24 protein-coding genes are annotated in these 22,830 nt (G+C 66.8%); 9 read left to right on the forward strand and 15 right to left on the reverse strand.

Going from position 1 to position 22,830, the window contains the following annotated elements:
* Window position 1: 1 nt before the first annotated feature.
* From TPR58_RS08700 to TPR58_RS08740, 9 genes are all read right to left on the reverse strand, one after another.
* Window positions 2–448 (reverse strand): YbgC/FadM family acyl-CoA thioesterase, encoded by a 447-nt coding sequence (locus TPR58_RS08700; protein WP_346246246.1) that lies wholly within the window; start codon window positions 446–448, stop codon window positions 2–4.
* A gap of 116 nt (window positions 449–564) precedes the next feature.
* Window positions 565–1,587 carry a Holliday junction branch migration DNA helicase RuvB gene (gene ruvB / locus TPR58_RS08705; RefSeq protein ID WP_346246247.1) on the reverse strand — a complete coding sequence of 341 codons (1,023 nt, stop codon included), beginning with the start codon at window positions 1,585–1,587 and terminating at the stop codon, window positions 565–567.
* A gap of 115 nt (window positions 1,588–1,702) precedes the next feature.
* Complete coding sequence (gene ruvA, locus TPR58_RS08710; protein ID WP_346246248.1) at window positions 1,703–2,299, reverse strand: Holliday junction branch migration protein RuvA; 597 nt, start codon at window positions 2,297–2,299, stop codon at window positions 1,703–1,705.
* Between the two features lie 57 nt (window positions 2,300–2,356).
* Window positions 2,357–2,845: a crossover junction endodeoxyribonuclease RuvC gene (ruvC, locus tag TPR58_RS08715; RefSeq protein ID WP_346246383.1), complete on the reverse strand. Its 489-nt coding sequence runs from the start codon at window positions 2,843–2,845 to the stop codon at window positions 2,357–2,359.
* Complete coding sequence (locus tag TPR58_RS08720; RefSeq protein WP_346246249.1) at window positions 2,842–3,585, reverse strand: YebC/PmpR family DNA-binding transcriptional regulator; 744 nt, start codon at window positions 3,583–3,585, stop codon at window positions 2,842–2,844. The genes ruvC and TPR58_RS08720 overlap by 4 nt, the downstream gene beginning before the upstream one ends.
* A gap of 24 nt (window positions 3,586–3,609) precedes the next feature.
* On the reverse strand, window positions 3,610–3,936 hold the full coding sequence (locus TPR58_RS08725) for a heavy metal-binding domain-containing protein (RefSeq protein WP_346246250.1): 327 nt from the start codon (window positions 3,934–3,936) through the stop codon (window positions 3,610–3,612).
* Window positions 3,937–3,945: 9 nt separating this feature from the next.
* Complete coding sequence (locus TPR58_RS08730) at window positions 3,946–4,185, reverse strand: DUF2312 domain-containing protein (protein WP_346246251.1); 240 nt, start codon at window positions 4,183–4,185, stop codon at window positions 3,946–3,948.
* Window positions 4,186–4,252: 67 nt separating this feature from the next.
* A complete protein-coding gene (locus tag TPR58_RS08735; RefSeq protein ID WP_346246252.1) occupies window positions 4,253–5,590 on the reverse strand; it encodes a metal-dependent hydrolase family protein in 1,338 nt (445 codons plus the stop codon).
* A gap of 35 nt (window positions 5,591–5,625) precedes the next feature.
* Window positions 5,626–5,997, reverse strand: coding sequence for a DUF1244 domain-containing protein (locus tag TPR58_RS08740; RefSeq protein WP_346246253.1), 372 nt, complete (start codon window positions 5,995–5,997; stop codon window positions 5,626–5,628).
* Between the two features lie 73 nt (window positions 5,998–6,070).
* On the opposite strand from TPR58_RS08740, the gene pyk reads away from it, so the two are divergent.
* Window positions 6,071–7,534 carry a pyruvate kinase gene (gene pyk / locus TPR58_RS08745; protein ID WP_346246254.1) on the forward strand — a complete coding sequence of 488 codons (1,464 nt, stop codon included), beginning with the start codon at window positions 6,071–6,073 and terminating at the stop codon, window positions 7,532–7,534.
* A gap of 63 nt (window positions 7,535–7,597) precedes the next feature.
* Here pyk and TPR58_RS08750 read toward each other — a convergent pair whose 3' ends face one another.
* Together TPR58_RS08750 and ykgO are read right to left on the reverse strand one after the other, a co-directional pair.
* Window positions 7,598–8,209 (reverse strand): HAD family hydrolase, encoded by a 612-nt coding sequence (locus tag TPR58_RS08750; RefSeq protein WP_346246255.1) that lies wholly within the window; start codon window positions 8,207–8,209, stop codon window positions 7,598–7,600.
* 5 nt (window positions 8,210–8,214) lie between these two features.
* The gene (gene ykgO, locus TPR58_RS08755; protein ID WP_110153591.1) at window positions 8,215–8,340 is read right to left on the reverse strand and encodes a type B 50S ribosomal protein L36; all 126 of its coding nucleotides are present in this window, start codon (window positions 8,338–8,340) and stop codon (window positions 8,215–8,217) included.
* Window positions 8,341–8,532: 192 nt separating this feature from the next.
* On the opposite strand from ykgO, the gene TPR58_RS08760 reads away from it, so the two are divergent.
* The 7 genes from TPR58_RS08760 to TPR58_RS08790 all read left to right on the forward strand — a co-directional run bounded on the left by TPR58_RS08760 (window position 8,533) and on the right by TPR58_RS08790 (window position 14,930).
* Window positions 8,533–9,144, forward strand: a complete 612-nt coding sequence (locus TPR58_RS08760) for a DUF4136 domain-containing protein (RefSeq protein WP_346246256.1) — start codon at window positions 8,533–8,535, stop codon at window positions 9,142–9,144.
* Window positions 9,141–10,262: a M14 family metallopeptidase gene (locus tag TPR58_RS08765; protein WP_346246257.1), complete on the forward strand. Its 1,122-nt coding sequence runs from the start codon at window positions 9,141–9,143 to the stop codon at window positions 10,260–10,262. Before TPR58_RS08760 ends, TPR58_RS08765 begins: the two co-directional genes overlap by 4 nt.
* 60 nt (window positions 10,263–10,322) lie before the next feature.
* Window positions 10,323–11,366, forward strand: coding sequence for an energy transducer TonB (locus tag TPR58_RS08770; protein ID WP_346246258.1), 1,044 nt, complete (start codon window positions 10,323–10,325; stop codon window positions 11,364–11,366).
* A 154-nt stretch (window positions 11,367–11,520) separates the two neighbouring features.
* Window positions 11,521–12,567 carry a TonB family protein gene (locus TPR58_RS08775; RefSeq protein WP_346246259.1) on the forward strand — a complete coding sequence of 349 codons (1,047 nt, stop codon included), beginning with the start codon at window positions 11,521–11,523 and terminating at the stop codon, window positions 12,565–12,567.
* A gap of 60 nt (window positions 12,568–12,627) precedes the next feature.
* Entirely contained in the window at window positions 12,628–13,314 is a 687-nt protein-coding gene (gene gpmA / locus TPR58_RS08780; RefSeq protein ID WP_346246260.1) for a 2,3-diphosphoglycerate-dependent phosphoglycerate mutase, read from the forward strand.
* Window positions 13,315–13,383: 69 nt separating this feature from the next.
* Entirely contained in the window at window positions 13,384–13,866 is a 483-nt protein-coding gene (gene purE / locus TPR58_RS08785) for a 5-(carboxyamino)imidazole ribonucleotide mutase (RefSeq protein WP_346246261.1), read from the forward strand.
* Window positions 13,863–14,930 carry a 5-(carboxyamino)imidazole ribonucleotide synthase gene (locus tag TPR58_RS08790; RefSeq protein WP_346246262.1) on the forward strand — a complete coding sequence of 356 codons (1,068 nt, stop codon included), beginning with the start codon at window positions 13,863–13,865 and terminating at the stop codon, window positions 14,928–14,930. Before purE ends, TPR58_RS08790 begins: the two co-directional genes overlap by 4 nt.
* Window positions 14,931–15,009: 79 nt before the next feature.
* Here the strand turns inward: TPR58_RS08790 and TPR58_RS08795 are convergent, their stop codons facing one another.
* Both TPR58_RS08795 and TPR58_RS08800 read right to left on the reverse strand, forming a co-directional pair.
* On the reverse strand, window positions 15,010–15,312 hold the full coding sequence (locus TPR58_RS08795; RefSeq protein ID WP_346246263.1) for a hypothetical protein: 303 nt from the start codon (window positions 15,310–15,312) through the stop codon (window positions 15,010–15,012).
* A 20-nt stretch (window positions 15,313–15,332) separates the two neighbouring features.
* Window positions 15,333–18,245 carry a M16 family metallopeptidase gene (locus TPR58_RS08800; RefSeq protein ID WP_346246264.1) on the reverse strand — a complete coding sequence of 971 codons (2,913 nt, stop codon included), beginning with the start codon at window positions 18,243–18,245 and terminating at the stop codon, window positions 15,333–15,335.
* A gap of 156 nt (window positions 18,246–18,401) precedes the next feature.
* On the opposite strand from TPR58_RS08800, the gene TPR58_RS08805 reads away from it, so the two are divergent.
* Window positions 18,402–20,039 (forward strand): M20/M25/M40 family metallo-hydrolase, encoded by a 1,638-nt coding sequence (locus TPR58_RS08805; RefSeq protein ID WP_346246265.1) that lies wholly within the window; start codon window positions 18,402–18,404, stop codon window positions 20,037–20,039.
* Window positions 20,040–20,056: 17 nt separating this feature from the next.
* Here TPR58_RS08805 and TPR58_RS08810 read toward each other — a convergent pair whose 3' ends face one another.
* Both TPR58_RS08810 and TPR58_RS08815 read right to left on the reverse strand, forming a co-directional pair.
* Window positions 20,057–22,186, reverse strand: a complete 2,130-nt coding sequence (locus TPR58_RS08810) for a penicillin acylase family protein (RefSeq protein ID WP_346246266.1) — start codon at window positions 22,184–22,186, stop codon at window positions 20,057–20,059.
* Window positions 22,187–22,290: 104 nt separating this feature from the next.
* Entirely contained in the window at window positions 22,291–22,776 is a 486-nt protein-coding gene (locus TPR58_RS08815) for a winged helix-turn-helix transcriptional regulator (RefSeq protein WP_346246267.1), read from the reverse strand.
* Between the last annotated feature and the right edge of the window lie 54 nt (window positions 22,777–22,830).

Genomic DNA, 22,830 nt, shown 5'->3' on the forward strand with positions numbered 1-22,830 from the left:
CTCAATTTCCCTTCCACACCAGCGGGGCGAATGCCGCCATCCACGCCGCCGGCTGCCTGCGCGGCCGACCCGATGGCAGCACGAAGGCGGCTTCGACGTCCGCCTGCGCCACTATGGTATCGCTACGCATGACTCGTTGATGAATATCCACGGATGCCGCGCGCAAACGCATCACGCGGCTGATGATCGTCAGTTCGTCGCCCAGCCGCGCCGGCGCGCGATAGCGGATGGACAGGCCGGCAATGGCATAGGCCCCTTCCCCCGCCTCGAACGCGGCACGCTGGTCGATCCCCGCTGCCAAAAGCATGTCGGAGCGCGCGCGTTCCATGTAGCGCAGATAATTTGCGTGATAGACGACCCCGGTCAGGTCGGTGTCCTCGAAATAGACCCGCAGGACCAGGCGATGCTCGTTGCCGGAAATCCGACCCAGGGCGGTCAAAGCGTCCATCGCCCTGCCCCTAACCCACCAATTCCAGCGGGGGAACCCCGTGCGCTGATTGGACAGACCCCGTGGCAACCGGTTCGCGGCGATCACCCGCCCGTCCTGCGCCGGCCCGCGCCACCTCAGTCGAACAGCCCGTCCTGCGCGCCCTGCGGCGGCTCGATGCCCAGATGCTTCCACGCCGCGCCGTTCAGGCAGCGGCCGCGCGCGGTGCGCGCCACCAGCCCGAGCTGGATCAGATAGGGTTCGATCACTTCCTCGATCGTGTCGCGCGGCTCGGACAGGCCGGCGGCCAGCGTCTCCACCCCGACCGGGCCGCCCTTGTAGATGTCGGCGATCATCGAGAGGTAGCGGCGATCCATCGCGTCGAGGCCGAGCGAATCGACCTCGAGCCGCGTCAGCGCCTGGTCGGCGACCCGGGCATGGACCACCGCCTCGCCCAGCACATTGGCGAAATCGCGCACGCGGCGCAGCAGCCGCCCGGCGATGCGCGGGGTGCCGCGTGCGCGCCGTGCAATCTCCTGCGCACCGTCGGGGGCGATGGCCAGGCCGAGCAGGCCTGCCGCCCGGGTCACCACCCGCTCCAGCTCGTCGACGGTATAGAAATTCAGCCGGATCGGGATGCCGAACCGGTCGCGCAGCGGCTGGGTCAGCAGGCCTTGGCGCGTCGTCGCCCCGACCAGGGTGAAGCGCGGCAGGTCGATCCGCACCGACCGCGCCGAAGGCCCTTCGCCGATCATCAGGTCGAGCGCACGGTCCTCCATCGCCGGATACAGGACTTCCTCGACCTGCGGCGCCAGGCGGTGGATCTCGTCGATGAACAGCACGTCGCCGTCGTCGAGATTGGTGAGCAGCGCCGCCAGGTCGCCCGACTTGGCGATGACCGGCCCCGACGTCGCGCGAAAGCCGACGCCCATCTCGCGCGCCATGATCTGCGCCAGCGTGGTCTTGCCCAGGCCCGGGGGCCCGAAGAACAGCACATGGTCCAGCGCCTCGCCGCGTCCGCGCGCGGCATCGATGAACACACGCAGATTCTCCCGCGCAGCCTTCTGCCCGACGAACTCGTCGAGCAGCTTGGGACGCAGTGCCGCATCGATATCGTCGCCGCGCCGCTCGGGCGCCAGGATGCGCTCGCCGTCGCTCATCGCGCGGTGGCTCCCGGGATCGGGCGGATCATGCGATCGGGTCCTGCATCATCGCGCCGTTCCCTACCTGTTCGCAGCCACTGCTGTCGAGGGGCCGGGCGCGCCGGTCCGCGCGTCACTTCGCCGCCTTGCGCAGCGCCAGCCGAACCAGCGCGTCGAGCGTCGCGCCCTGCCCCAGTTCGTCGCTGGCCGCGCCGACCGCGTTCGATGCCTCGGCCGGCTTGAACCCCAGGTTCAGCAGCGCGGAAACCGCATCCTGCGCCGCCCCCCCCGCAGGCGCCGCGGTGATGCCGATCCCGCCCGCGGCCAGCCCGCCGGCCTTGTCCTTCAGTTCGTTGGCGATGCGCTGGGCCAGCTTCGGCCCGACGCCGTTTGCGCGCGCGATCATCGCATGGTCGCCGCGCCCGATCGCCTTCTGGACATCCTCGGGCGGCAGGATCGACAGGATCGCCAGCGCGACCTTCGCCCCCACCCCCTGCACGCTCGTCAGCAGCTTGAACCAGTCGCGCTCGTCCGCAGTGGCGAAGCCCATCAGCCGGATCGAATCCTCGCTGACCAGCATCTCGGTATGCACCGTCACCACATCGCCCGGTTGCCCCAGCGCCGTCAGCGTCCGCGCCGATGCCCCGAAGAGATAGCCGACGCCGTTCACGTCGATCACTGCGGAATCGATGCCGGCGGTGGCAAGCTTGCCGTGAAGATGCGCGATCATGCGAAGGAGTTAGCCCCGTTTTGTTCCGGCGTCATCCCTCCGGCGTGGTGCAAGAGCCTAAAGCACCCCGCGCCGCGCGCTCGCCACGTGATGCGCGTGACAGATCGCCACCGCCAATGCATCAGCGGCATCGGCCCCGTCGATCTTCGTTCCCGGCAACAGCCGCGCGATCATCGCATGGACCTGTGCCTTGTCGGCATTGCCGACCCCGACCACCGCCTTCTTGACCACCGCCGGCGCATATTCGCCGACATCGATCCCGGCACGCGCCGCGGCGCAGATCACCACGCCTCGCGCCTGGCCGAGCTTCAGCGTCGATTGCGGGTTGGCGTTGACGAACACTTCCTCGACCGCCGCGCCGTCGGGCGCGCGATCGACGATCAGCGCCGCAAGCTGCGCATCGAGATGCGCCAGACGTCGCGGAAGCGGCTGGGCGCTGTCCGTCTTCAGCCGGCCATTGGCGATGTGGCTCAGCCGGTTGCCCTCGGCCCGGATCAGGCCCCAGCCGGTCGTGCCGAGGCCCGGATCGAGACCGAGCAGGATCAGCCCAGCTTCTCCATGACTTCGTCCGAGACTTCGTAATTGCCCCAAACGGTCTGGACGTCGTCATCGTCGTCCAGCGCGTCGATCAGCTTGAACAGCGTGGCGGCATCGCCCTCGGCAACCGCAACCATGGTTTGCGGACGCCAGGCAAGCTTCGCACCCTCGGCCTCGCCCAGCACCGGCTCGAGCGCCTTGGCGACTTCGTGCAGCGCGTCCAGCGCGGTCCAGATCTCGTGCCCGTCCTCGGAAGAGGTGACGTCCTCGGCACCCGCCTCCAGCGCCGCCTCGAAAACCGTGTCGGCGTCGCCCGCGGCGGCGGGATAGTTGATCAGGCCCATCCGGTCGAACCCGTGGCTGACCGATCCCGACGCGCCCAGATTGCCGCCATTCTTGGCGACGGCAGTGCGGACGTTGGTCGCGGTGCGGTTGCGGTTGTCGGTCAGCGCCTCGATGATCAGGCTGACGCCGCCCGGCCCGAAGCCCTCATAGCGGATCTCTTCGTAATTCTCGCCGTCGCCCTTGCTCGCCTTGTCGATCGAGCGCTGGATATTGTCCTTCGGCATCGACTGCGCCTTGGCCGCGTTGATCGCGGCGCGCAGGCGCGGGTTCATGTCCGGGTCGGGCAGACCCATCTTCGCCGCCACGGTGATTTCGCGGCTGAGCTTCGAGAACATGCTGGAGCGCTTCTTGTCCTGCGCGCCCTTGCGATGCATGATATTCTTGAATTTGGAATGGCCTGCCATGGGGTTCCCCGGTCCTGCTGCGGCTCAGACGCCGCTGATCGTCACGGCGGTGCCCGATGCCGACACCATCAGCATCGAACCGTTCTTGCCGATCACTTCATAATCGAAATCGATCCCGATCACGCCGTTGGCGCCCAGATCGCGCGCCTCGTCCGACAATTCGTCCAGCGCCGTCCGCCGCGCATCGCGCAACGGCTTTTCATAGCTGCCCGAGCGCCCGCCGACGATGTCGCGAATCCCCGCGAACAGGTCGCGAAAGATATTGGCGCCCAGGATCACCTCGGACATGACGATGCCATGGTACCGCGTCACCTGGCGGCCGTCGACATGGCTGGTCGTGGTCAGGATCATTCAATATCCTCAGCTGAGGCCGAGCGCGTTCTTGTAGGTCTCCAGCAGCGCCTCGGCCTCGTCGCGGTGATGCTTCTCCATCTTCCGCAGGCGGACGATCGACCGCATCGTCTTCACGTCGAACCCGGTCGACTTGGCCTCGGCATAGACGTCCTTGATGTCGTCCGCGATGCCCTTCTTCTCTTCCTCCAGCCGCTCGATGCGCTCGATGAAAAGGCGCAGCTGCTCGGCCGAAATATTGTCGCTCATTGAAATCCCGCTCTCGAATCTGTGTGGAAGGCTGCGCGTCTAGGCGATTGCCCCGACGCGCTCAACCTCAGTCCAGCGGGAAAACCTGCCGCTTGCCCCCGGCCTTGTGCACCACGCCGCGGCGCATCACGAAATCGACCCGCTCCAGCCGGCTCACTTCCTCCAGAGGGCTTTCGGTGACGGCGATGATGTCGGCCCATTTGCCCGGCTCGATCGATCCGATCTCGCCCTTGCGGTCCAGCGCGTCCGCGGCATCGAGCGTCGCCGCGCGGATCGCCGCCATCGGCGTCATCCCCGCGCCGACCATCAGCGCGAATTCGCGGGCATTGTCGCCGTGCCGCGACACGCCGGTATCGGTGCCGAAGGCGATCTTCACTCCGGCGCGGATCGCACGGCGATGGCTGTCCTTTGCCGCCGTGGCTGCCGCCTCCGCCTTCGGGATCGTCGCGGGCGGAAGCTTGCCGGCACGCGCGGCCTCGACCGCGGTCTGCGGCGCCAGCATCGTCGGAACCAGCCAGGTCCCGCGCGTCTTCATCAGCGCGATCGTCGAATCGGTCAGAAACGTGCCGTGATCGACCGTGTCGACCCCGGCCTCGATCGCGGCGCGGGTGCCCTCATCGGCATGGCTGTGCACCGCGACCCGCCGCCCGAAGCTGTGCGCGGTGTCGACGACCGCCTTCATCTCGTCGTCGGTCATCTGCTTGCCCAGGCCGCCCGCCACGTTCGACAGCACGCCGCCGGTGCCGGCGAACTTGATCACCTGCGCCCCCAACCCGATCTGGGCACGCACCGCACGACGGCAGTCGTCGGGGCCGTTGCAGGTGTTGATCTGATGCGCCGCGACCGCCTCGGCCCAGGGTTCGGCCAGGCCGTTCTGGCTGTCGCCATGGCCGCCCGAGACCGAGATCATCCGCCCGGCATTGATCACCGTCGGCCCGGCGATCGCGCCGCGATCGATCCCGTCGCGCAGCGCGCGGATCGCGCGCGGCTCGCTGCCCAGGTCGCGCACGGTCGTGAACCCGGCCTCCAGGTCGCGGCGCGCATTCTGCGTCCCGATGATGAACGCGTCGCCATCGTCGCGGGTCAGCGCCTCCATCCGCTCGCGCAGCGGATCGCCCTCGGACAGCAGATGGACGTGCATGTCGATCAGGCCGGGCAGGACGAAGGCGCTCTTGAGGTCGACCAGCGTCGCGCCGCCCTCGGGCGCGACGAAGCCGTCGCGGATCTCGACGATCCTGCCGTCGCGCACGATGATCGTCGAATTGCCGCGCGGCTTCTGGCCGGGCCGGTCGAGCAGCGTGCCGGCATGGATATAGGTCAGCTTCGACGCGGCGGTCGGCGTGCCCTGCGCATATACCGGCACCGCCGCCATCAGCGCCGCGGCCGCGATCAACGATCGGATCATCCTCTTTCCCCCTGATTGGCCCGTCCGCCTTGGACTCAGCGGTTCGGCTCGGTCATTGCGGGAGGATCGCTTGCCGGGAAGCTTTCGTCCAGCGCTTCGTCGAGCGCCGTGTCCTCGCGGTTCTTCGCGACCGAATCCTTCATCCGCTGGATCTGCTCCGGCGTCGCCTCGCCCTGGTGCAGCGTCTTCCACTGGTCATAGGGCATGCCATAGATCATCTCGCGCGCCTCGGCCTTGCTCATCGTCGGATCGGCTGCCTCCAGCCAGTCGCCCAGGCAGTTCCGGCAAAAGCCCGTCAGTCCCATCAGATCGATATTTTCCGCGTCGGAACGGTGCCGCAAATGCCGCACGAGCCGTCGGAAAGCCTGAGCCGCAACCGTGTCGTCGAGCGTTTCGAGCGTCGCCATGCAAACCTCCTAGGTTGATCCCCGCGCAATAGAAGCTAGAGGCATCAAGGCACAAGCCGAGGACCTGACAACGATGACACAAGCGATCCACCCGCGTTCCCGCAAGGTGCGCGTGCTCGCAACGCTCGGTCCGGCAAGCTCGTCGCCCGAGATGATCGAACGGCTGTTCGACGCCGGCGCCGACGCATTCCGGATCAACATGAGCCATGGCGACCAGGCATCGAAGGTGCCGGTGATCCAGGCGATCCGCGCGCTCGAGAAGAAGCTGGGCCGGCCCAGCACGATCCTTGCCGATCTCCAGGGGCCGAAGCTGCGCGTCGGCAAGTTCGCCGAGGGCAAGGTGACGCTCGTCACCGGCCATCAGTTCGTGCTCGACCGCGATCCGACGCCGGGCGATTCGACCCGCGTCGAGCTGCCGCACCGCGAGATTTTCGAGGCGGCGCAGGACGGCGCCCGGCTGCTGCTCGACGACGGCAAGATGGTGTTGCGCGTGATCAGCCACGGCGCCGACCAGATGACGACGATCGTCGAGGTGGGCGGCACCCTGTCCAATTCCAAGGGTCTGAACGTCCCCGACATGGTACTGCCGATGGCGGCGCTGACCGAAAAGGACCGCAGCGACCTGTCGTTCGCGGTCGAGCAGGAAGTCGACTGGATCGCGCTCAGCTTCGTCCAGCGGCCCGAGGATCTGATGGAGGCTCGCCGCCTGATCGGCGGCAAGACGGCACTGCTCGCCAAGATCGAGAAGCCGTCGGCGATCGCCCGGCTCGACGAGATCGTCGAGCAGTGCGACGGCGTGATGGTGGCGCGCGGCGACCTGGGCGTCGAACTGCCGCCGCAATCGGTGCCGCCGCTGCAGAAGCGCATCGTCGAGACCGCCCGCCGCATGGGCCGCCCGGTGATCGTCGCGACGCAGATGCTCGAATCGATGATCACCTCGCCCTCGCCGACCCGGGCCGAGGTGTCCGACGTGGCGACCGCGGTCTATGACGGCGCCGACGCGATCATGCTGTCGGCCGAAAGCGCCGCGGGCGACTGGCCGATCGAATCGGTGGCGATGATGAACTCGATCGCCGACGCGGTGGAGCGCGATCCCGCGCATGGCGACCGGGTCCACTTCACCGTGACCAAGCCCGATCCGACCACCGCAGATGCGCTGGCCGAGGCGGCGAAGAACATCGCCAGCACGGTGTCGGCCTCGGCGATCCTGTGCTTCACCACGTCGGGATCGACCGCGCGCCGGATCGCGCGCGAGCGGCCGTCAGTGCCGATCGTGGTGCTGACCCCGCGGATCGAGACGGCGCGCCGTCTCGGCCTGTTGTGGGGCGTGCATGCGGTGCACACCCGCGATGTCGACTCGTTCGAGGAGATGATCGCCAAGGCCAAGCGGATGGTGCTGCGCCACCGCATCGCCGCCGCCGGCGACCGGGTGGTGGTGTGCGCCGGCGTTCCCTTCGGCACGCCGGGGTCGACCAACGTGCTCCATGTGGTGAGCCTCACCGGCGACGAGCTGAAGAACTATAACGGCGGCGAATGACCCGCCAGGCGGGCGGGCGGCGATGTCGAAAGACGGTGCCGCCCGCATGCCGGGGCGATTCGATCAGAGCAGCCCCAGCCGCTCCAGTTCCGCGCGGAACGAGGGTGCGTCGGTGAACAACAGGGCGTGGATGCCGGCCGCGGCGGCCGCCTCCACATTCGCCGGCACGTCATCGACGAAGACCGCATCGGGACCGGCCAGGCCGAATCGCTTCAGCGCCAGCGCGTAGATCGCCGGGTCGGGCTTCACCAGGCCCTCGTCACCCGACACGACGATGTCGCGGAACCGGTCGAACAGCGCCGCCTCGCGGTCGCGGAACGGCGGCCAGAACTCGCCCGAGAAATTGGTGATGCCATAGATCGGCACGCCGCGCGCATCGAGATCGGCCACGATCTCGGGCATGCCCTCGATCGGGCCCGGCAGCGTCTGGTTGAATTCGGGGCCCCACAGCGCGATCAGATCGGCATGCTGAGGGTGCAACGAGGCAAGCTCGGCGCTGGTCTCGGCGAAGGGCCGACCGGCATCGTGCTGGAAGTGCCACGCCTTGGTGACGACTTCGTCCAGAAACGCGTCGAGCGCCCGATCGTCATCGATCAGGCGCTCGAAGAGACGTCGCGGTTCCCAGTGATAGAGGACGTTGCCGACATCGAAGATGACGGCAGACGGCGCTCCCACCCGGATCAGCCCTGGCGGGCCTTGAACCGACGATTGGTCTTGTTGATGACGTAGATACGGCCGCGACGACGGATCACGCGGTTCTCGCGGTGACGATCCTTGAGCGACTTCAATGAATTCACGATCTTCATGACCGATTCGCTTCTCGATTGATTGGGAATGCCGGAAAGAGGGGCTCGCCTATAGTCGGGTGCCCGCGAAGTCAAGGTGCGTGCCCTCGCAAATCCGTTACGGAACCGATTCGGCGTGACTCGTGTTGGAACGCGGTGGACGGTGGCGTCCGGTCGGCGGCCCGAAGGCGGCCGCGTTCGAGAGGAAAGACTATGCGCGTGAGGCTCGGCATCGCAACTCTTGGCACTGCTGTCCTGCTGTCGGGATGCATGGCCGGCCCCAGCCTCGGCCCGGTGGAGGCAACGCGCTACCATCTCGGCCAGCCGATCGCGACCGCCAGCGTGGCGATCGAGCCGATGACCACCAATGCGGCCAGCGTCAGCCCCGAATTCATGACCTATGCCGATGCGGTTCGCGCTGAACTGGCGCGGCTGGGCTATTCGCCGGTCGCGGGCGCGCCGTCGGACTATATCGCGGCCGTATCGTTCCTGCGGACCTCGCGCGGCTATGTCCGCCGGCGTTCGCCGGTCTCGATCGGGGTCGGCGGCGGCGGCTTCACCGGCGGCGGTGGCGGTGGCGTGGGTCTGGGCGGCGGGGTGAGCCTGCCGGTCGGTGGCGGCCGTGCCGACGAGATGGTTGCGACCGAGTTGCGCGTCCAGCTCAAGCGGCGCAGCGACAACACCGTGGTCTGGGAAGGCCGCGCGACGACCGAGACCCTGGGCAACGCCCCCTCGACTCAGCCGGGCGCGACGGCGCAGCGGCTGGCCGGAGCCCTGTTCAAGGGCTTCCCCGGCGAAAGCGGCATCACTATCACGGTGAAATGAGCATCCAGATCAACGCCGCGTTCGACAGCGGCAACATCCGCCTGATCGGTATCGAGGGAGACCGCGTCGACCTCGAGATCGTCAAGGACCATCTGTCCGATTTCTATCAATGGTTCCATTTTCGCGTCGCCGGCGCGAAAGGCCGCACGCTGACCTTCCGGATCGTGAATGCGGCGACTGCGGCCTATGCGTTCGGCTGGCCGGGCTACAAGGCACGGTGGAGCGCCGACCGCGAGGCGTGGCGCGTGGCCGATTCGGGCGATTATGCCGATGGCGTCCTGAGCTTCACCCAGAAGATCGAGAGCGATCTCGTCTGGTTCGCCTATTTCGCCCCCTATTCGATGGAGCGGCACCACGACCTGGTCAGCCGTATCGCGCTGCAGCCCGGCGTCAGCCACCGCGAGCTCGGCCAGACGCTGGACGGTCAGCCGATCGACTATCTCTCGGTCGGCGACGGGCCGAAGCAGGTCTGGCTCTATGCCCGCCAGCATCCCGGCGAATCGATGGCCGAATGGTGGATGGAAGGTGCGCTGGAGAAGCTGACCGACGCCGACGACGCAACGGCGCAGGCGCTGCGCGCCAGGGCGACGTTCCACCTGATCCCGAACATGAACCCGGACGGGTCGCGCCGCGGCCATCTGCGCACCAATGCGGCCGGCATCAACCTCAACCGCGAATGGCACACGCCTACGATGGAGAAGAGCCCCGAGGTCCTGCTGGTCCGCAACCGGATGGACGAGACCGGCGTCGACTTCGCGATGGACATCCACGGCGACGAGGCGATCCCGGCCAATTTCCTGGCCGGCTATGAAGGCATTCCCAGCTGGACCGATGCGTTCGGCGAGAAATTCTACGAGTTCGGTCGCCGCCTGGCCGCGGCGACGCCCGATTTCCAGCTGGAACTGGGCTATGACAAGTCGGCTCCCGGCACCGCCAACCTCGCCATGTCGACCAACCAGCTGGCCGAGCGCTTCGGCGCGGTGTCGATGACGCTGGAGATGCCATTCAAGGATCATCAGACCAACGCCGATCCCGAATTTGCCTGGTCCCCGGCACGCTGCAAGACGCTGGCCCATGCCTGCCTCGATACGCTGGCCGGCTTCATCGACGAGATCTGAACGTCCATCGAGTAGACTATGATACCGGGCGATCGTCCGGAACGCTGGGTCGGGGGGACCATGGGGCTGCTTCGCTATTCGCATCTGCTTGCATTTCTGACGGGGGGCGCAGCGCTGATCCCTGCCGCCGCGTCCGCTCAGATACCGACTGGCTATATCTCCATCGAAATTGGCCCCAGTGAGGATCGCCCGGATCTATTGCGTATCGCTTCGGCGATCGGCGACGGGAAAAACTGGGCGATCAATGACGATTACCCGTTCGAGGCGAGGGCCGCCGCGGAGGTTGGACGGGCATACATTCGGGCTTCGATCGATACGCAAGGCCAGGTGTCCGACTGTATTGGACTGGAGGGCAGTACGAGCGCCCGCTTCGTCGAAGCCGCATGCCGCCTCGTGCAGCGGCGCGGTCGCTTTCGGCACGCTCTGTCGTCGGCCGGTGAGCCGACACCGTCTTATGTCGATGTGGACGTGTACTTCAGTTTCTCACCGGGGGACCGCCTTGCCCCGATGCCGCCACCCCCGACGACGCCGCCTTATCGCGGGTCCACTCTTAGACTCGTTTCGAAACCGAATTGGCCGACTCGCCCCCCTTCGGGAAAGTCAGACGGGGAGGCCGTTCTCGCGATGTCCATCGATGCCGCCACGCCGGGGAGCCCGGAACGGCGATTTTGCAAGGTATATGAGAGCAGCGGAGACGCCGCCTTGGACCAAGCGACCTGCGAAGCGGCCAAAATGGCGAGGTACGAGCCGACCGATGCCGGTCCTTCGCCATATTTCGGTCGGTGGATAGACATGCTGGTTCGGTGGGACCGCCGGAAGGCGCGGCATCGGCTGCCCATCCGATCGGCCCCGCTAAACGCGGCCATAGAAGGGGGATATGAGGCGTTGCGGGCGGAGGTTCGGCCTAGCCCGCAGGCGGAGCCAGGCGATGTGCTGGTCACGCTGGGCATCGACGGCCAGATAACCTGTCGGATTACGGAAACGCTGGGAAGTGACGCGATCGATCGCGCGACCTGCGCATCTCTGCGATCGAAGATTCGCTTCACGCCGGGCGAGGATATTTTCGGCCGCAAGGTCCCGAACACATTCTCTGTTCGATATTAGCGGGGGACGCCCTGGCGTTGGAACCTCGCGGATTTGCTGGTGTACGGTGCCTCCAGGCCCTGTACGAACGTTCGAAACTCGTCGAAAAGATTGATCGTCCATCATGGCCCTGGGGCGGGGCCAATGTCCATTCGGTTGGCTTGAGGGGGAAATTATGGGCCTGTTACGGTATTCGCATGTGCTCGCCTCACTGGTGATTGGCGCCCCACTGATACCGGGCGCTGCCATGGCCCAGTCGCGGCACGAATTGATTATTATCGGCGAGGCACCCATCGGCGCAGATCCGGACCTTCTTCGTCCGGTTTCCATTCTCGGCGATCGGAAGACCTGGGTCACAAACGATGATTACCCCGCTGAGGCGAAACGAGCAGGCGAAACGGGATCGATGCTGATCCGGGTCTCGACAGACGATCGAGGACGCGTGTCCGACTGTGTGCTGATGACGCACGACACCAGTCCGGCGTTGAATCAAACGGCGTGCCGCCTCGTGCGAGAGCGCGGTAAATTTCGTCACGCACTATCATCCGAGGGAAAGCCGGTCGCGTCATCCATCACTTTGTATGTGAGCTTTGTCCTGGAAGAGCGAGGGATCCCCACGGTTTCTCCCGGTGCACCGCCCCGCGGAAAGTACGAGCAAACGCTTCGCCTCGTATCCGATCCTGACTGGTCTGCGGCTTCGCCGACAGACAATCCCAGTGGCAATGTCGTAATCACGATATCAGCCTCCCCCGATGGAGATGGACAGTTGCGAGCGGGGTATTGCCATGTCACCGAGAGCAGTGGCGACAGACGACTTGACGCCGCAACCTGTAACGTCGCCAAGGCAGCGCGGTACGAGCCGATTGCGCCGAACCTTCCAGACGACAAGCTGCTCCAGTTGAGAATCCTGGTTCGCTGGAGCCATGGAATGGCCCGTCATGAACTCCCAAGCAGACCAAGCGGAACTCCTGCCGCTATACAGGGTGGAAGGGAGGCGCTGCTTGCCGCAGCAGCGGCCGGCACAGTGTCCGAGAACGGCGTCGTTGCGGCTGTTCTCGGTCCCGACGGCAAGATCCGCTGTCGAATTCTTCGTTCGCTGGGCAGCGATGAAACCGATCGTGCCGTGTGCCAGTATTTGCAGTCGAAGGTGTCCTTCAAACCGGCAGAAGACGTCTTCGGACGCAAGGTCTTGGAGACACAGTATCTCGAATTCGATCCGTAAGCGCCTTCCATCAGAGGCCGCATCGGGCTAGCGGCGCTTACATCGTCACCGGAGACCCGCATGCCCACGCTCGTCCTGATCCGCCACGGCCAGTCGGCCTGGAACCTCGAGAACCGCTTCACCGGCTGGTGGGACGTCGATCTGACCGAGCAGGGCGTGAAGGAGGCCTGGGCTGCGGGCGAGATGCTGCGGGAAAAGGGTCATGACTTCGACCTGACCTTCACCAGCTTCCAGTCGCGCGCGATCAAGACGCTCAACCTGGCGCTGGAGGCGATGGGCCGGCTGTGGCTGCCGACCGAGAAGAGCTGGAAGCTCAACGAGCGGCATTATGGCGGCCTGACCGGCCTCGACAAGGCGGAGACCGCCGCCAGGCATGGCGACGAACAGGTCAAGATCTGGCGCCGCAGCTTCGACATCCCGCCGCCGCTGCCCGAGGAAGGCTCGCCCTGGGACCTGGCCAAGGACCTGCGCTATCGCGGCGTGCCGATCCCGCAGACCGAGAGCCTGAAGAACACGATCGATCGCGTGCTGCCCTATTGGGAAGAGCGGATCGCGCCGGAGCTGAAGTCGGGCAAGCGGGTGCTGATTTCGGCGCACGGCAATTCGCTGCGCGCGCTGGTCAAGCATCTGTCGGGCATTTCGGACGACGAGATCGCCAGCCTCGAGATCCCGACCGGCCAGCCGATCGTCTACGAACTCGACGCGGATCTGAATGCGACCGATCGCTATTATCTGAGCGAGCGCTGAGCGCGGCGACCATGGTTGAAGGACGCGCCGTCGCCTTCTAGGGACGGCGTTTCCGTCAGGGGAACAGGAATGACGAACCCGGTTGTCGGCATCATCATGGGCAGCACGTCCGATTGGGAGACGATGCGCCATGCCGCCGATCGCCTCGCCGAGCTGGGCGTGGCGCACGAGACCAAGGTGGTTTCGGCGCATCGTACGCCGCAGCGGCTCTACGACTATGCCGCCTCGGCCGCCGGGCGCGGGCTGAAGGTGATCATCGCCGGCGCGGGCGGCGCGGCGCACCTGCCGGGCATGGCCGCTTCGATGACCCATCTCCCGGTGCTGGGCGTGCCGGTCGAATCCAAGGCGCTGAAGGGCATGGATAGCCTGCTCTCGATCGTGCAGATGCCGGCCGGCATCCCGGTCGGCACGTTGGCGATCGGCAAGGCGGGCGCGGCCAATGCCGGCCTGCTGGCCGCGGCGATCCTCGCGACCGGCGATGCCGAACTGTCCGGGCGGCTCCAGGCGTGGCGCGCGAAGCAGACCGACGGCGTGGCGGCGGACCCCGAATGACCACGATCCCTCCCGGCGCGACCATCGGTATCCTGGGCGGCGGCCAGCTCGGCCGCATGCTGGGCGTCGCCGCGGCGCAGCTCGGCTATCGCATCCATGTCTTCGCGCCCGAAAGCGGGCCGGCCAACGACATCGCCTCGGCGTTCACCCGCGCCGGCTATCTCGAGCAGGACGAGCTGATCGCCTTTGCGCGGACCTGCGACGTCGTGACCTACGAGTTCGAGAACGTCCCCCTCGCGGCGCTGGCGGCGATCGCCGACCGGGTTCCGATCCGCCCCGGCGTGAAGGCGCTGGAGATCGCGCAGGTCCGCACCAGCGAGAAGAATTTCGTGCGCGAGCTTGGCGGGCGGACGGCGCCGTTCGCAGCAGTGAACAGCCTGGCAGAGCTGGAAGCGGCGATCGCCGAAATCGGCACGCCGTCGATCCTGAAGACGGTCTCGATGGGCTATGACGGCAAGGGCCAGGTCCGCCTGAACGCAGCCGATCAGGCGGCGGAGGCGTGGGAAGCGGTGAAGGGCGCGCCGTCGATTCTCGAAGGGTTCGTCGAGTTCAGCCACGAATTCTCGATCCTGATCGCGCGCGGACCGGACGGCGAGGTGGCGACCTGGGCGGCACCGTGGAACCTGCACAAGGAAGGCATCCTCGACCTGTCGCGCGTTCCGGCGCCCCGCGAGATCGCGGAGCAGGCGGAAGAGGCGTTCGAGCTGGCAAAAAAGGTTGCAGATGCAACTGAATATGTCGGTGTTCTGACGCTGGAATTCTTCGCGACCGCCGATGGACCGGTGTTCAACGAGATGGCGCCGCGAGTCCATAACAGCGGCCACTGGACGATCGAGGGCGCCGAGACGTCGCAGTTCGAGAACCATGTCCGCGCGATCTGCGGCCTGCCGCTCGGCTCGACCGAGCTGACCGCGAAGAAGGCCGAGATGGAGAATCTGATCGGCGCCGATGTCGATCGCTGGCCCGAATTCCTGGCCGAGCCGGGCGCGCATCTCCACCTGTACGGCAAGCGCGAGTCGCGCCCTGGGCGTAAGATGGGGCATGTCACCCGATTGCGGCGCTGACCGCTACGGCTCGATCCGCATGAAAAAGGGCCCGCTTTCGCCAGGAAAGCGGGCCCTTTCTCGTTGCGTGTGGCCGGGTTCAGCCGACGCGGGTCCCGGTCAGCGGGAAGGCGCCGAACGCACCCGCGGTGACGGTGCCGGTCATCGCGTCGCCGTCGACCGTCGCCTCGGCATTCAGGGTCATCGGCATCGGCACGCTGATGTCGAGCTTCCAGGTCAGCTTGTCGCCATCGACCTTGCCGTCCTTGACCTCGGCATTGCCCATCGCGCCCGAATAGGTGCCGTTGAAGGTGTCGCCGTTGCTGGTGATGTTCAAGGTCGCCTTCTGGTCGCCCAGGGGCGACTTCACCAGCGTATCCCAGCTGCCATCCACATTTGCCATGTTCGTCTCTCCTTGTGTGTTCACTTCGCTGCCGGCTTGGCGGCGGCTGCGGGGGCCGGCGTTGCGGCCGGCACGACTTCGATCGGAAGGCCGAGCGATTCGAGCTGTGGCTTGACCACCGCCGCATCGCCGACCACTACCCAAACGAACTTGTCGGGATCGAGTGCCCCGCGCGCGGCGCTATCGAGATCGGCGATCTTCATCGCGCGGTAGCGCGCGGCGATCGTGTCGTAATAATCGTCCGGCCGCTTGTACAAGTCGTTGCTCTGCATCGCGCCGAGCACTGCAGTCGAGGTCTCGAACGTGCCGGGAAGCTCGCGCGTCTCGCCGTTGATGGTGCGGTCGAACTCGACCTGGGTGATCCCCTTGCTGGTCAGGAACTCGCGCACGTCCTTGCGCAGCTCCTGGATCGAGGCGCCGGTCTTGTCCGCCTGGACGGGGGCCGAGATCACATAGGGCACGGCATGTTCGAGGCGGTTGAAGCCGCCGCGCACGCCATAGGACCAGTGCTTGTCCTCGCGCAGGTTCATGTTGATCCGCGACAGGAAGCCCGAGCCCAGCACCTCGTTCGCGGTCAGCGCATTGAGCAGGTCGCCGGTCGGCGGCAACGAGGTGATCTGGCCGCCGACGATGATCGACTGGGGCGACTGCGGCCGGTCGAGCAGGACGATCTTCGGCGCAGACTGGACGGGCGCCGCATCGAACGCCTTCACGCCCGGGGTGCCGGTGCCTGCCCATTTGCCGAACCGCGCCTCCAATGCCGAGCGAACCTCGGCCAGCGGGCGGTCCGACACGATGAAGACCTTCGCCTTGTCGGGGCGGATCCATGCCTGGTGGAATCCGGCCAGATCGGCGCGGGTCAGCGTCTTGACCGCCGCCGGATCGCCGCTGCCCGCCGCCAGCTTGGCATAGGGCGAATTGCCGTAGAGCACCGCCGGAACCTTGCGCTGCGCCATGCCCTGCGGGCTGGCCAGTTCCTGCTGGATGCCGGCCAGCAACTGGCCGCGCACCCGCTCGATCTCCGCCGGCGCGAACGCCGGGCGCTGGACGACATCGGCCAGCAGGTCGAGCGAGCCGCCCAGATTCGGGCTGGGCGCGAACAGCGAGACATAGGTGCGGTCGGCCGAATTGCCGGTGCTGATCCGCGCGCCCAGCCGCTCCTTCGCCTCGGCGATCTGGATCGAGTCGAGGCTGGTGGTCCCTTCGTCCATCACCGACAAAGCGAGCGACTGAAGCCCAAGCTTGTCGGCGGGATCGGCGACCTGGCCGGCGTCGAAGCTCATGACGACCTGGGTGATCGGCACGGCGGTGCGCTGGGCATAGACCAGCTCGATGCCGTTGGAGAGCCTGGCCCGCTCGATCTTCGGGAAGTCGAGATCGCCGATCGTGCCGACCTCGGGCATCTTCTCGGCGCGGGTGTTCATCGGCTCTTCGCTGCGTGCGACAGGTGTGGTCTGCGCTGCGCCAGCCGCGGCAGGGGTCGCGGCGGCGGCCGTGGCGACCGGCGCCTTGGCTTCCTCATAGCCTTCGCGTGCGCCCGGCTCGATCGTCAGCGAATAGGCGGGCTTGGCCAGCCAGCGGGTGCCGGCGTCGCGGACCTGCGCCGGGGTGACGGTGGCAAGCCGCTGAAGCTGCTTCTTGTAGAAGGCCGGATCGTCCGAATAGAGCGCGCCCGAGGCGAGCGTCACCGCCTTGCCGCCGAACCCGCCGACGGATTCGAGGCCCGAGAGGCGGCCCGAAATGCTGTTGGTCGCGACGCGCGTGACTTCGTCCGCGGTCGGACCGTTCTTGAGCAGGTCCGCCATGATCTCGTCCGCCCGCCTGCCGGCGACTGCCGGATCCACGCCGGGCGCGACATCGACCACCATCAGGAAGACGCCGCCCTGGGAAAAGGCCATCGAACTGGCGCTCACGCTGACCGCCAGCTTCTCCTTGCGGACCAGCGCATTGTCGAGCCGCGACGAGGACAGCCCGCCCAGGACGCCGCCGAAGACGTCGAGCGGCACCGAATCGGGATCGTTCAGGCCGGGCATCGGCCAGGCGCGATAGATGCGCGTCGTGGCCACCCGGTCCTTCATCACCTCCGCCTTCGCCGCGGCGAGCGGCTGGACGGTGATCCTGGGCAGGTGGCCTTCGGGACCTGCGGCGATCCGGCCGAAATATTTCTCGACCAGCGGACGGGCGGTCTTCGCGTCGATGTCCCCTGCCAGCACCAGCACCGAATTGTTCGGGCCGTAATGCGAGCGGAACCAGTTCTTGACGTCCTCGAGGCTGGCGGCATCGAGATCGGCCATCGAGCCGATCGGCGAATGGCTATAGGGCTGATCGGCCGGGAATACGCCCTTCAGCAGGCTGTAGAAGGCCAGGCCATAGGGCTGGTTGTCGCCCTGGCGCTTCTCGTTCTGGACGACGCCACGCTGCTCGTCGAGCACGCCCTGGTCGATCGCACCGAGCAGATAGCCCATGCGGTCGCTTTCCAGATACAGCGCACGCTCGAGCGCGGGCGCCGGGACCGTCTCGAAATAATTGGTGCGGTCGAAATGGGTGGTGCCGTTGAAATCGGTCGCACCGACGTCGCGCAGCGGCTTGAAGAAGTCGCCCGGGGCGTTTTCCGATCCGTTGAACATCAGATGCTCGAACAGATGGGCGAACCCGGTCTTGCCCTTGGGCTCATGCTTGGAGCCGACATCATACCAGACCGAGACGGCGACCACGGGGGCCTTGCGATCGGTATGGACGATCACCCGCAGGCCGTTCTGGAGCTTGAATTCCTCATAGGGAATGTCGATCGCCTTGGCGATTTCGGAGACCGGAGCCGGCTTGGCAGCGGGAGCGGCGGCACGCGCCGCAGATGCCTGCTGCGCGAGCGCCGGCGAAGCACCGACCGCGAGCGCGCAGGAGGCAGCGCCGCAGTAGGTCAGGAACGATTTCATAATGGAACCTCGTGTCACCGGATGGTGGATGAGCCGAGCATAACGCGGGACCGGTCGGCTGCAACTGAAACAGTAACCGGATGCGAGCGGCTCTTTATGTGGTGCAGCCGATCCATTAGCGTCCGCTCGCCACGCCTGACCGGGAATCCTCATCCGATGCGCATCCGCCTGCTTCTTGCCGCCGCCTCGTTCGCACTCGCGTCGCCCGCCATGGCACAGGTCGCGCCGCAGACCGGCGAACCGACCTTCTCGGCCGAAGCGGTCAAGGCGCATGTCACCTTCCTCGCCGACGACCTGCTGGAGGGGCGCGATGCCGGCACGCGCGGCTATGACATTGCGGCGCGCTATGTCGCGACCCGCTTCGAAGCGCTGGGACTGAAGCCCGCAGGACCGAATGGCGACTGGTATCAGCCGGTGCCGCTGTCGGAATATTCGCTCGACCCCGCCGCGCCGGCATCGCTGACTGTCGGCACGAAACGCTTCGCCAATGGCGAGGATGCGATCATGGGCGCGTCGCCGCGCTACGGTACCACGGCGCAGCGGCTGGAGGGGGGCGTGGTCTTCGCGGGCTACGGGCTTGAAGCCGACTATGCCGGGCTGGACGTGAAGGGCAAGTTCGTCGCAGTGCTGCTCGGCCGTCCCTCTGGCCTGAAGGGCGCGGAGGCGGAGGCAGCGGAAGGCGAGGACAAGGACAGGAATGCCGGCGCGCGCGGCGCGCTGGGCGTCCTCTATCTGCTGTCGCCGTCCGACATGAACCGGATCTCGTGGAGCGAGGTAGCGGAGCATATGATGGCGTCGCAAATCCGCTGGCTGGGCCCCAATGGCGCGCCCGGCGGCGTCGATACGGGAATCGCGATCAACAGCTATGTGAAGCCTGCCGTGGCGACCGAATTGTTCGCCGGCGCGCCGCAAAGCGCCGAGCAGGTCTTCGCATCCGCCGCCGCCGGCCAGCGGCCCAAGGGGTTCGCGCTGCAGGCAAAAGTGGTGACCGAGCGCACCAGCAAGGTACGGATGATCCGCAGCCCGAACGTCATGGCGATCCTGCCGGGGTCGGATCCGGCCCTGGCCGCCGAATATGTCGTGCTGTCGGCGCATCTCGACCATGAGGGCGTCGATCCGTCGCTGCCCGGCCCCGACAAGATCTACAATGGCGCGATGGACAATGCCGCGGGCGTGGCGACCATGCTGGAGGTTGCGCGCGCCTTTTCCGAGAGCGGCCAGCGGCCGAAGCGGTCGCTGCTGTTCGTTGCGCTGACCGCGGAGGAGAAGGGGCTGCTGGGATCCGAATATCTCGCCCGCTATCCGGTCGTCGGGTCGGGCAAGGTCGTGGCCGACGTCAATCTGGACATGCCGGTGCTGCTGTACGACTTCACCGATGTGGTCGCGTTCGGCGCCGAGCATTCGACACTGGGGCCGATCGTCGAGCGCGCCGGCGCGAAGATGGGGGTCAAGCTGTCGCCCGATCCGATGCCCGAGGAGAATCTGTTCGTCCGGTCGGACCATTACAGCTTCGTCCAGGCGGGCGTGCCCTCGGTGTTCCTGGTCACCGGCTGGGCCAATGGCGGGCAGGAAGCGTTCAAGTCGTTCCTGTCGACCCATTATCACAAGGTCAGCGACCAGGTGACGCTGTCGTTCAACTGGCAGGCGGGCGCCAAGTTCGCGAAGATCAACTATCTGATCGCCCGCGAGATCGCCGACGGCAAGGATGCGCCGCGCTGGTACGAGGGCAATGAATATGGCGAGCGCTTCGCGCCTGGCCAGCCCCGCGCGAAGAAGCCGGCGGGCACCAAATAGCGCCCGCCTGCGCGGAATCAGGGGCGGTAGCGCCGTTCGGTGTGCCCGCGCAGCTGCGGCGGATCGAACCGGACCGGCTTCAGCCGATGTTCGACGAACATCCGCGCCTGATCGGTATAATGTTTCGAATCCGGCCGGGTGGTCGCCGAACCGAAGGGCTGGATCGATCGTGAGCTGACCCGCCCGTTCCGGTCCCAGGTGACGAACATGATGAAGCTGTCGCCATGGCGGATCGCCAGCCGGCCGTCGGGCAGCTCGTCATAGCTGGTGGCGGCGCGAAGCGCGTCGGGCCCGCCGTCCAGCGGCAGATCGACAGTGCCTTGGCGCAGGCGGATGAACTCGCCCAGCGGCAGGTCAAGCCGGCCGAAATGACGCTGGAGATAGCCTGCGGCTTCGGCCAGCACGGTACGGGGGTCGGGCCTTGGCTGTCGTTCGTAGTGCCAGCGATTGGGCACCCGCAGGATCGAATAGGCCAGGCTGTCGGCCGGTCCCTTGCCGTCATAATTCCAGTCCCAGCGCGCCAGCAGGTCGTGCGCGCGGCGCAACAGCGGATCGCCCCCGGGATCGACCGCCATCAGATCGCGGTACCAGCGGCCGAGATAGCTGTCGCGCGCGACGCCGCTGTCATATTTGATGCGCTCCAGTTCCGCCTCGCCGATCGACGGGGTGGCGGCGAGCAGTTCGAGCGCGCGGGTGCCGCGATTGGTGGTGTCGGTCTCGACGCCGAGCAGGGGCGGCTGCGCCGGGATCTCGAACCCCTGCCCCGCCGCCTGATAGGGCGAGTTGTTGGCGTTCTGGAGGAAGCCCGAGCCGGGATTGATGTTGCGCGGCACCATCGCCCAGGGGACGGTCCCCGGCGCATAGGCGCGCGAGGTGTCGCCCGGCAGCACCCCGGCATAGTCGAAGCCGGGTTTCCGGTTGGGAAAGGCGGCATTGTAGAAATAGGCGATGGTGCCGGCACGGTCGGCATAGAGGAAATTGGTGCCGGGCACGCCCTGGATCGCCATTGCCCGCTGCCATTCGGCGAAGTCGCGCGCCTTGGTCAGCCGATAATATTGCTCGACCATGCGCAGCTGGTCGGCGCCGCCATAGCGGATCGCATAGGCGCCCGAGGCATTGCGCATCACCGGCCCCTGCACCGCCCGTTCGACGCTGCGCCGGATCGGAAGGGTGAACGGCCCCCACAGCTTGACCGGCAGCCACACGGTGCGCGTCTCGATCGGTCGCCACTGGCCGTCATAGCGATAAGCGTCGCCGGAATCGTTCAGCACCAGCCGGTAGACGTCGATCAGGTCGGGGCGGTTGACGGTGTTGGTCCAGCCGAGCGTGCGGTTGTGGCCCAGTAGCGGATAGGGCGCGCCAGGAAAGGTGGCGCCCGCGAAATCCCATCCGGTCTTCGAATGGACGACCAGTTCGTACCACGCCGCGCCGCCGCGCCAGGGCTGGTGCGAGTTGGAGACCATCCGGGTCGCGCCGTCGGGCGAGCGCCGGGGCGCGACGAGGAACGCGTTCGATCCCGCCTGCCCCGGCTCGGCGCCCAGCGGGGTGACGTTGGGCGCATCGAGCGGCCCGGCGCGCTCGACCGGCAGCGGCTTGTCGCCCGAGATCGAGCCCAGCACGGCGTCGAGCCCGAAGAAGAAGGGCGAGCGCACGACGAATCCCGTGGCGATGTCCTGGCCGTTGACCGGGAACAGCCTGGCAAGGCGAACTTCGTCCGGATGCGTGTCGGCGTAACGGTTGAGCCCGGAGGCATAGCCATCGAGCAGCGCACGGACATCGGCCGGCTGGGCGGCATAGTCGCGAGCCACGGTGGCGCGCGCGTTCAGCAGGTGGACGACATAATCGGTCTTCGCACCCTCCGCGCCGCTGATCGCGCCCAGCCGCCCGCGGGTCATCGCCAGCACCTCCTGCAGGGTCGCGAAATCGTCCTCGGCATGGGCATAGGCAATGCCGTAGGCGACGTCGGGATCGGTCGCGCCGAAGATGTGCGGAACGCCGAAATCGTCGCGGACGATCTCGACATCATAGCGGTGCGCCGGCGGCGGCGTCATGCGCTCGGCCAGCAGCGGTTCCCAGGTCGCGAGCGCGATACCGATGAGGAGCAGGAGAAGGGCAAGGACGACAAAGACCCGGCGGACCCAGGTCATCGCGCGGGACCGCCGGGGACGAGCGTCATGCCGCGATGGCGCAGCCGTGCCAGATGACGTCATCGCTCCCCCCCGTTGCGCGCTTCGTGAAGCGAAGCGTCGCCTTATTCCGCGGCCCTGGCCTCCGCGTCCCACACCACATCTTCGGCCAGCGCCCAGCACAGATCGGTCTTTTCCAGTTCCCGCCCGTCATGGGCGAGCACCTTGACCGCGCGAATCGGCTTCATGTCGCGCTGATCGACCAGGATCGGGCTGGCGGGGACGCCGGTTTCCCAGCGCTCGCCCCATTGGCGCAGCGCGACCATCGTCGGCAGCAGCGCATAGCCCTTGTCGGTCAGGCGATATTCGATCTTGCGCCGGTCGTCGGGACAGGGAACGCGTTGCAGGATGCCGTGCCCGACCAGCCGCGCCAGCCGGTTGGCCAGGATGTTGCGGGCGATGCCCAGCGTCGACTGATATTCCTCGAAATGGCGCAACCCGTTGAACGACGCGCGCAGGATCAGGAACGACCAGCGTTCCCCCATCGCCTCGAGCGCGGCGGGAAGGCTGCATTCCGCAGCCAGGTCTTCTCGCAGTCCGATCAACGCCATGACGGACCCTAACCCATTTCCATCAGCGACGGAAATGGCATAACTCGTTGCATT

Origin of the sequence: Sphingomonas rustica (assembly GCF_039652585.1) — a bacterium.
In the GTDB taxonomy this organism is placed as follows: Bacteria; Pseudomonadota; Alphaproteobacteria; order Sphingomonadales; family Sphingomonadaceae; genus Sphingomonas; species Sphingomonas rustica.

What these genes read in the sequence shown, in the direction of transcription:
- TPR58_RS08700 (WP_346246246.1), bottom strand. Translation starts at nt 448, where the DNA reads ATGGACGCTTTGACCGCCCTGGGTCGGATTTCCGGCAACGAGCATCGC.
- ruvB (WP_346246247.1), bottom strand. Translation starts at nt 1,587, where the DNA reads ATGAGCGACGGCGAGCGCATCCTGGCGCCCGAGCGGCGCGGCGACGAT.
- ruvA (WP_346246248.1), bottom strand. Translation starts at nt 2,299, where the DNA reads ATGATCGCGCATCTTCACGGCAAGCTTGCCACCGCCGGCATCGATTCC.
- TPR58_RS08720 (WP_346246249.1), bottom strand. Translation starts at nt 3,585, where the DNA reads ATGGCAGGCCATTCCAAATTCAAGAATATCATGCATCGCAAGGGCGCG.
- TPR58_RS08725 (WP_346246250.1), bottom strand. Translation starts at nt 3,936, where the DNA reads ATGATCCTGACCACGACCAGCCATGTCGACGGCCGCCAGGTGACGCGG.
- TPR58_RS08730 (WP_346246251.1), bottom strand. Translation starts at nt 4,185, where the DNA reads ATGAGCGACAATATTTCGGCCGAGCAGCTGCGCCTTTTCATCGAGCGC.
- TPR58_RS08735 (WP_346246252.1), bottom strand. Translation starts at nt 5,590, where the DNA reads ATGATCCGATCGTTGATCGCGGCCGCGGCGCTGATGGCGGCGGTGCCG.
- TPR58_RS08740 (WP_346246253.1), bottom strand. Translation starts at nt 5,997, where the DNA reads ATGGCGACGCTCGAAACGCTCGACGACACGGTTGCGGCTCAGGCTTTC.
- pyk (WP_346246254.1), top strand. Translation starts at nt 6,071, where the DNA reads ATGACACAAGCGATCCACCCGCGTTCCCGCAAGGTGCGCGTGCTCGCA.
- ykgO (WP_110153591.1), bottom strand. Translation starts at nt 8,340, where the DNA reads ATGAAGATCGTGAATTCATTGAAGTCGCTCAAGGATCGTCACCGCGAG.
- TPR58_RS08760 (WP_346246256.1), top strand. Translation starts at nt 8,533, where the DNA reads ATGCGCGTGAGGCTCGGCATCGCAACTCTTGGCACTGCTGTCCTGCTG.
- TPR58_RS08765 (WP_346246257.1), top strand. Translation starts at nt 9,141, where the DNA reads ATGAGCATCCAGATCAACGCCGCGTTCGACAGCGGCAACATCCGCCTG.
- TPR58_RS08770 (WP_346246258.1), top strand. Translation starts at nt 10,323, where the DNA reads ATGGGGCTGCTTCGCTATTCGCATCTGCTTGCATTTCTGACGGGGGGC.
- TPR58_RS08775 (WP_346246259.1), top strand. Translation starts at nt 11,521, where the DNA reads ATGGGCCTGTTACGGTATTCGCATGTGCTCGCCTCACTGGTGATTGGC.
- gpmA (WP_346246260.1), top strand. Translation starts at nt 12,628, where the DNA reads ATGCCCACGCTCGTCCTGATCCGCCACGGCCAGTCGGCCTGGAACCTC.
- purE (WP_346246261.1), top strand. Translation starts at nt 13,384, where the DNA reads ATGACGAACCCGGTTGTCGGCATCATCATGGGCAGCACGTCCGATTGG.
- TPR58_RS08790 (WP_346246262.1), top strand. Translation starts at nt 13,863, where the DNA reads ATGACCACGATCCCTCCCGGCGCGACCATCGGTATCCTGGGCGGCGGC.
- TPR58_RS08795 (WP_346246263.1), bottom strand. Translation starts at nt 15,312, where the DNA reads ATGGCAAATGTGGATGGCAGCTGGGATACGCTGGTGAAGTCGCCCCTG.
- TPR58_RS08800 (WP_346246264.1), bottom strand. Translation starts at nt 18,245, where the DNA reads ATGAAATCGTTCCTGACCTACTGCGGCGCTGCCTCCTGCGCGCTCGCG.
- TPR58_RS08805 (WP_346246265.1), top strand. Translation starts at nt 18,402, where the DNA reads ATGCGCATCCGCCTGCTTCTTGCCGCCGCCTCGTTCGCACTCGCGTCG.
- TPR58_RS08810 (WP_346246266.1), bottom strand. Translation starts at nt 22,186, where the DNA reads ATGACCTGGGTCCGCCGGGTCTTTGTCGTCCTTGCCCTTCTCCTGCTC.
- TPR58_RS08815 (WP_346246267.1), bottom strand. Translation starts at nt 22,776, where the DNA reads ATGGCGTTGATCGGACTGCGAGAAGACCTGGCTGCGGAATGCAGCCTT.